This is a genomic window from uncultured Cetobacterium sp. (assembly GCF_947038635.1).
Classification (GTDB): domain Bacteria; phylum Fusobacteriota; class Fusobacteriia; order Fusobacteriales; family Fusobacteriaceae; genus Cetobacterium_A.
Window position 1 is genome coordinate 1 of the sequence record NZ_CAMQXC010000107.1, and the last position, 7,784, is coordinate 7,784.

Sequence of the window (7,784 nt, forward strand, 5' to 3'; positions counted from 1 at the left end):
TTCTGACTATTTTCTCTATTCGGTTGTTAATGTCCTTATCTTTTAACTTTCGTCTACGGTGTTTCCCGCTGACAAAAATAATAATACCATTTTTTTTACATTATGTCAACAAACTTTTTTATTTTTTTATAAAATTATAAAACTCTATTAATTCTTCTACATATTTTACTCTTTGAGAATAGTCATTAGGATATTTTTTTTGAGCTTGAATATCTATATAACTCTTTATATTTTCAGGAATTTTAGATTCTTGAATCACTTTTTTATACACTACTTTTTTTTCTTCATTTACTTTTCTAATCTCTTCATTTTTTTTCTCTTTTTTAGAAACTTCTTTTACATCATAAAAAAAATGTTTATAAATAATTTCATAATCTGTTCCATATTTTTTTTCCAATCTTACAACTTCAGTTTCTATCTTTTCTTTTGAAAGTCCCTCTTTTTCTCCCAAAGAAACTATTCTTTTATATGCTCTTTCCTGATCTCTAACATATATGCTCGAATTATCTTGAGTATATGAATTTTTTTCAATATTATTATTAACTCTTTCTGGAACATTGGCTATTAAAAGTGTTGATACTATAAAATATAATAAGAATTTTTTCATCTTCTTCTCCTTCATATTAGATATTGTTTATAAAAAAATTTCCTTGTAAGAATAATTCTTACAAGGAAATAATATTTCAAACTTAATTTCTATTATTATTTATAGAATTAGAAGTTTACTTTCATACCAGCGAATGCATATGGTTGCCATCTCCAGTCATTAGCTGAAGATTGGTTTTCGTTATCCCAGTTTCTATACTCTGCTCCAACTCCTCCGTTTAAAGAAACAGCAGGTGTTAATTGGTAGTTTACTGATACATCTAATGCTGTATATAAACTATATGTATTCTTTTCTGTTGTTGATGCTGGAATAGCTAATGCAGTTGATGTAGCTGCTTTTGCTGGTGAGTATCTTTCGTATTGTCTAAAGATGTATGGGTCATATCCTCCAACAAAGTTAAAGTCTACGTTTGTCTTCTCTCCTGTATATAATCCAAATGTTCTATATAAGTAAATCTCCCATGTTACATCAAATGATCTTTTCTTAGTTGATGTAGCTGATGTTTTAAACTCTTGGTTATAGAAGTTTTGATCTAAGTATAAAGTTCCATCCCAAGTAAATCCAAATGGTAAGTTACCTGCATACTCAATATCTAATCCAATTGTATTTAAATAGTTTCCACCATTATCTGCTGCCATTGAGTGATATACATTTGGTGCTAAAACTATTTTAGATAATAATCCACCTTTATTTTGGTAAGCTGTATATCTTAACATATATTCAAAGTTTTGAGAATCATTTTCTTCATCTCTATATTGTAATCTAGAAGTTAAAACATCATTGTGCTTATAAGAGTATCTTAATCTAGTTTCAGTTCCATAAGCTTTTCCTACTCCTGTTACTGAATCATCTTTAGAATCTAAATTAGTATAATCTCTAACTCTTCCCTCTAGTCTAGAATTTTCTGTCATTTGAACTCCAAATGTTGTTTGAAGTCTTGCTCTATTGTTTGCTCCTCTATTCCAAGTATCTTGGTTAGTATCTGATAAGTTTCCTAGAGCATTTCTTACAATTTTATCTCCATGCCCTTCAGTTTCTCCGTACGCTCTGTACTCTAATCCGATGTATCCAGATGGTCTGAAAGCTTCCTCTACTACTACCTCTTCAACCACGTCTGCTACTACTACTACCTCTTTCGATACTTCTACTGGTGCTACCACAGCTTCTTTTGCAGATGCAGTTGCTCCAACTACTAATAAAGAACCTAATAAAAGTGCTAACTTTTTCATATAAATTCCCTCCAGTTATTATTTTTTTTAGAAATCCCCGTTTTTGAATTTCTCCCGTTACCTAGTTTATACAATATTTTAATCTTTTTGTAAATATTTTTTTATTTTTTTCCAAACTTTTTACTCACTTTTTACGTCTACTCTGTTTACTCTTAAATCATTTTTTTAATTAAAAAATCATTTTTTGTAAAATAACACTTTATTTTTCATTATTTTTTCAATCCACACTTCACTGAACTTGTAGTCATTAACTTTTTAATATATATTTTTTTTATCTTTAAATTTATTATATATATTTAATTTTTCATATCATAAAATAAAAAAAAGCAGATACATAATTGTATCTGCAATAATTTTTCTGAATAAAAAGCGATTATCTCTTTGAGAATTGAGGAGATCTTCTTGCTTTTCTCTTTCCGAATTTCTTTCTCTCTACCATTCTTGAGTCTCTTGTTAAGAAACCAGCTTCTTTTAAAGCTCCTCTTAAAGTCTCATCAGCTTCTAATAAAGCTCTTGATAATCCATGTCTGATAGCTCCAGCTTGACCTGCATTTCCTCCACCGATTACATTTACTTTAACTTCAAACTTGTCTAAAGTTTCAGTTAAGTTTAATGGTTGCTCAACGATTTTAGAAAGTAACTCTCTTCCACCGAAGTAGTCTGCCATAGTTTTTCCGTTTATTTCAATTCCTTTTCCACCAGGAATAAGTCTTACTCTTGCTACTGAAGTTTTTCTTCTTCCAGTTCCTCTATATTGAATCATTTCTGCCACTGTCAATCCCTCCTAATTAAAATTCTACCTTTACTGGTTTTTGTGCAGTATGAGCGTGCTCAGCTCCAACAAATATTCTTAATCTTGTTAACTGCTCTCTTCCTAATCTGTTCTTTGGAAGCATTCTCTTAACAGCTAGCATTAAAGCTTCTTTAGGATTCTTTGCAAGAATCTCTTCTAATCTTCTTTCTTTTAATCCACCAGGGAATCCTGAGTGACTGTAGTAAACTTTATCTGTTAATTTCTTTCCAGTTACAGCAATCTTCTCGATATTTGTAACGATTACGAAATCTCCTCCATCAATATGTGGAGTGTAAGAAACTTTATCTTTACCCATTAATTTTTTAGCTATTTCTGCAGCTAATCTTCCTAAAATTTTTCCTTCTGCGTCGTATTGAACGAATTCTCTAACAACGTCTTCTTTTCTTTGCATTGCAGTGTATTTCTTCACGTTTTTTTTCCTCCTCGAAAATAGTTATATTTTTTAATATAACGAACGGCGTTCCTTTGTGGGAAAGGATTTATTATACCTAGATATTATATCTATTTTTTCCTTTTTTGTCAATTACTTTTTGAAGATTCCTAAAGGTTTTCCTAGTGGTAAAAACTCTCTTCCAAAAGTTTTATTTAAAACATTTGCAGCTGATCCATAGAATGACATCATAGCTATTGCAAACTCTGATACAGCAGCTAATGTATGCATTGCATGAGGAGCAATTCCAAATGTTGTTCCAGCTAATCCGATAAATAAGAAATCAATTAATATAAATATTATTAATAATGTTTTATTAGTTTCAATAGCTCCAACTGTCATGTATAGTGTGAATATTAAATATCCTATAAATACAAATCCAAAAGCTTTAGGATCTGCTGCAGCTTTCATAGCTTCACCAAATACTCCAAGTTGTATCATCCAGCTCATAGCCATTCCAAACCAAAAGAATGCATATCCACCAAATGCTGTAGTTCCAAATACATTCCCATGCTTAATATCATTTAAACAAGCTATTAACTGAACAAAAGCTCCTAAAAATATTGCCCAAGGAATTACTAACGATACTCCACTTACAATTCCGAACTTATTTGCTGATGCTACTAATGTAACTATTGCAAGACCTAATAGTCCTAATGCTGAAGGGTCTGCTACTTCAATTTTTACATGATTGTTTTGATTCATTTTCTCTTTTCTTACTCCTTAATTAATTTTTTTACGCAAGGAGTATTTTAACCTTTTCATAAAACTTTGTCAACAAATACTTAACTTTATTTATTTTTTATATTGTTAATGCTGAAGCTCCTTTTATTCCTGCATCATTCCCAAGTTCACCAAGTTTAATTTGAAGATTCTCAATTGTTATTCCTAGTGCATAATTTGGTAACTTTTCTTTTACTTTATCTAACAGAATATCTCCAGCTAAAGCTACCCCTCCCGATAAAATTATTATTTCTGGATTTATAATATTTAAAACATTTCCGATTCCCATAGCAAGATATTCCGAAACATAATCTACTATCTCCAAAGAAAACTTATCTCCTTTTTTAGCAGCATCAAAAACATGTTTAGCTTCTAATTTATTTAAATCACCATCTATTAATCTATAAAGTTCATTATTTTTATTTATTTGTAATCTTGATAAAGCTTCTCTTATTACTCCTGTAGCTGATGCATAAGCCTCAAAGCACCCTTTTTGACCACAACCACATACTTTCCCATGCTTTTCTAATTTCATATGGCCAATTTCTCCACCTGCACCAGTAGCTCCTGAAATCAGTTTACCATCTATAAATATTCCACCACCTACTCCTGTTCCAAGTGCTATTGTTACACTTTTAGAGTACCCTTTTCCAGCACCATATAAAGTCTCTCCAAGAGCTATTACATTAACGTCATTATCAAGTCTTGTTTTTACTCCTGAAATCTCTTCCATTTTTTCACTAATATTTATATTTTTTTCCCAAGGAAAATTAGCAAAAAAACCAACTTTTTTTTGATCAATAACTGGTCCTGGTATCCCCATACCAATTCCTTTTATTAAATCTCTAGTTATATCTAGTTCATCTGATAACTCTAAAACAGTAGACCAAATTTTATTCAGAGTATAATCTACTCCCTCTATTGATTCTGTTTTTATACTTGTACTTTTTAGAATATCTCCATCTGCATTTAGTATTCCAATTTTACTATTAGTACCACCAATATCTATCCCTACAAAATATTTCATAAAACTCCCTCCTAATTATAAATATTTTTATATTTTTCTTTTAAATATTCTATATAATACTCTGGATTTAACTCCTCTCCAGTTACTGAAATCATAATTTCTTTTGGTGTTTTTAATTTTCCATATCTATGAATTTTTTCTCCTAACCATTCTTTAATTTTTTTTAACTCTCCTCTTTCTAACGCTCCTTCTATATTTATATCCTTTTTCATAGCATTTAAAATTTGAAGAGAATAAACATTTCCTAAAGCATACGATGGGAAATATCCAATAAGACCACAAGACCAATGAACATCTTGCAGCACTCCTTCTGAATCTGTTGATGGTATCACTCCTAAGTATTCATTCATTTTCTCATTCCAAATTTTCGGTAAATCTTTTATTAAATATTCTCCCGATAAAATCCCTTTTTCAATTTCATAACGCACCATTATATGTAACGAATATGTTAATTCATCGGCTTCAACTCTAATTAAAGATGGTGAAACTTCATTTATTCCTTTATAAATCTCTTCTAAAGATAATTTTGATAACTCATTATATTTAAATTTACTTTTCTCTAAAATTCCAAACCAAAACTCTTTGCTTCTTCCAATAATATTTTCATAAAATCTTGACTGAGATTCATGAATCCCCATAGAAGCTCCATCAGATAAAATTGTTTCTTTTAACTCCTCAGCTACTCCCTGCTCATATATTCCATGTCCTCCCTCATGAATAGTACTAAAAACACTTGAAAATGGAAGGTTTTTTAAATATCTTGTTGTTAATCTAACATCATCTTTATTCACTGTTAATGTAAATGGATGAGCACTTTCTGATAAAGTTCCCTTTTCTAAATCAAACCCTATATATTCTAATATCTCTTTGGAAAATTTTTTTTGATCACACTCTGAAACTTCAAACTTTATTTTCTTTTCAAAATTTCTTTTATTTTTATTTATTTCCTTTAATAAAGGTACAATTTCATTTTTTAATTCTTCAAAAAAATTATCCAATTTTTTTACATTCATTCCTTTTTCATAATCATTCAAGATTTCTGAATAAACATCATCCTTTATTCCTCTATATTCTATGAATTTTCGATTAAAATTGAAAATTTGCTCTAAAATAGGAGCAAAACTTTCAAAATCATTATTTTCCCTAGCTAATTCCCATATCCCTTGAGCTTTAGCTGTAAGCTCCGAATACATTTTATACTCTTCACTTGGAATAACCTTTATTTTTTCAACTTCCTCTTCTAAAATTTCTATCTCTCGTTTCATTATATTATCTAATTTTTCTTCATTTTTTTTCAAATCTTTTAATGTCTCTAAAAACTCTTTAGAAGTAGTTAAATTATAGCTCTTTAAACTTAATTCTCCTATCATTTCAGAGATCAATTTATAACCACCTTTTGGTGCTTGGGTTTCCAAATCCCATTGAAGTAAAGCTAACATAGAATCTATTATTTTTTTCTCTTTTATCATTTCTCTGAATTTTTTTATTTTTTCTTCCATAATTCCACTCCTTTACTCTTTTTATTTAATTATATTGAATTTTTCTCTCTTTAACAAGAATTTTCACGTTCTATTGATAATTTTAATAAAATAATGTAAACTTATATGTAAAAATATAATAGTATAAAAGGAGCTTTTATGAAAAGAAGTATATCAGGTATTCAACCTAGTGGAATATTACATTTAGGAAACTATTTTGGAGCCATGAAACAATTTATAGAAAACCAAGATAAATACGAAGGATTTTATTTTATTGCTGATTATCATTCGCTTACATCTCTTACTGACCCAAAAGCACTTAGAGAAAACTCTTATAACATAGTTTTAGATTATTTAGCTTTAGGACTTGACCCTGAAAAGTCAACTATTTTTTTACAATCAGATGTTCCTGAGCATACAGAGCTTATGTGGTTACTTTCTAACATTACCCCTGTAGGACTCTTAGAAAGAGGACATTCATATAAAGATAAAGTTGCTAAAGGATTTACACCTAATACAGGACTTTTAACTTACCCTGTTCTTATGGCTGCTGACATACTTATGTATAATGCTGACATTGTTCCAGTAGGAAAGGACCAAAAACAGCATTTAGAAATGACAAGAGATATTGCACTAAAATTTAATCAACAATATGAAGTTGAACTTTTCAAACTTCCTGAACCTCAAATTTTAGAGGATTTAGCTGTTATTCCTGGTACTGACGGACAAAAAATGAGTAAATCATATGGTAATACAATTAATATGTTTGCATCTAAAAAAGAGCTTAAAAAACAAATTATGAGTATTGTTACTGATTCTACCCCTTTAGAGGAACCAAAAGATCCAAATAACAATATCGTTAAACTTTACGAACTTTTTGCAACTAAGGAACAAGTTGAAGAGATGAAAAATAAATTCATTGCTGGAAACTATGGATATGGTCATGCTAAAACTGAACTTTTAAATGCTATACTTGAGTATTTTAAAGATGCTAGAGAAAAAAGAGAAGAATTAGTAAATAATATGGAATATGTAGAAGAAGTTCTTGCTAAAGGAGCAACCAAAGCTAGAGAAATTGCTAAAGCGCAAATAACTGCCGCTAAAAAAGCTGTCGGATTAATAGGAAATGCATATAACAAATAAAAAAAGACAGTGAAAACTGTCTTTTTACTTTTTTTATGGCGCACCCGAGAGGAATCGAACCCCTAACCCCCTGATCCGTAGTCAGGTGCTCTATCCAATTGAGCCACGGATGCATATTTGTCTATAAAAAAAAGGTAGTTACTCTACCTTAAACTGCTTTTATAATGGCGGTGAAGGTGGGATTTGAACCCACGGTACGGGATTAACCGTACTCTCCCTTAGCAGGGGAGTGCATTAGGCCACTCTGCCACTTCACCATCCTTTATGGCGGAAGGTCAGAGACTCGAACTCTGAAGTCTTGCGACGCCGGTTTTCAAGACCGGTTCCTTACCA

General features: G+C 30.3%; 8 protein-coding genes and 2 tRNA genes. 1 reads left to right on the forward strand and 9 read right to left on the reverse strand.

Going from position 1 to position 7,784, the window contains the following annotated elements; translation table 11 throughout:
* Positions 1-118: 118 nt before the first annotated feature.
* The 7 genes from Q0V08_RS09355 to Q0V08_RS09385 form a co-directional block, all read right to left on the reverse strand.
* On the reverse strand, positions 119-607 hold the full coding sequence (locus tag Q0V08_RS09355) for a hypothetical protein (protein ID WP_297434190.1): 489 nt from the start codon (positions 605-607) through the stop codon (positions 119-121).
* Between the two features lie 107 nt (positions 608-714).
* Entirely contained in the window at positions 715-1,836 is a 1,122-nt protein-coding gene (locus Q0V08_RS09360; RefSeq protein ID WP_297434191.1) for a hypothetical protein, read from the reverse strand.
* Between the two features lie 373 nt (positions 1,837-2,209).
* A complete protein-coding gene (rpsI, locus tag Q0V08_RS09365; protein WP_297434201.1) occupies positions 2,210-2,599 on the reverse strand; it encodes a 30S ribosomal protein S9 in 390 nt (129 codons plus the stop codon).
* 25 nt (positions 2,600-2,624) lie between these two features.
* A complete protein-coding gene (rplM, locus tag Q0V08_RS09370) occupies positions 2,625-3,059 on the reverse strand; it encodes a 50S ribosomal protein L13 (protein ID WP_047380412.1) in 435 nt (144 codons plus the stop codon).
* Positions 3,060-3,173: 114 nt separating this feature from the next.
* Positions 3,174-3,785 carry an acetate uptake transporter gene (locus Q0V08_RS09375; protein ID WP_240218918.1) on the reverse strand — a complete coding sequence of 204 codons (612 nt, stop codon included), beginning with the start codon at positions 3,783-3,785 and terminating at the stop codon, positions 3,174-3,176.
* 97 nt (positions 3,786-3,882) lie between these two features.
* Positions 3,883-4,830 carry an ROK family protein gene (locus Q0V08_RS09380; protein WP_297434196.1) on the reverse strand — a complete coding sequence of 316 codons (948 nt, stop codon included), beginning with the start codon at positions 4,828-4,830 and terminating at the stop codon, positions 3,883-3,885.
* 11 nt (positions 4,831-4,841) lie between these two features.
* Positions 4,842-6,329: a carboxypeptidase M32 gene (locus Q0V08_RS09385; protein WP_297434198.1), complete on the reverse strand. Its 1,488-nt coding sequence runs from the start codon at positions 6,327-6,329 to the stop codon at positions 4,842-4,844.
* Between the two features lie 138 nt (positions 6,330-6,467).
* Here Q0V08_RS09385 and trpS point away from each other — a divergent pair, with 138 nt between their 5' ends.
* Positions 6,468-7,451, forward strand: coding sequence for a tryptophan--tRNA ligase (trpS, locus tag Q0V08_RS09390; protein ID WP_297434199.1), 984 nt, complete (start codon positions 6,468-6,470; stop codon positions 7,449-7,451).
* Positions 7,452-7,487: 36 nt separating this feature from the next.
* On the opposite strand, the gene Q0V08_RS09395 is transcribed toward trpS, so the two are convergent.
* Both Q0V08_RS09395 and Q0V08_RS09400 read right to left on the reverse strand, forming a co-directional pair.
* Positions 7,488-7,564: transfer RNA gene (locus tag Q0V08_RS09395), tRNA-Arg, on the reverse strand.
* 52 nt (positions 7,565-7,616) lie between these two features.
* A tRNA-Ser gene (locus Q0V08_RS09400) sits at positions 7,617-7,708 on the reverse strand.
* Positions 7,709-7,784: the final 76 nt, after the last annotated feature.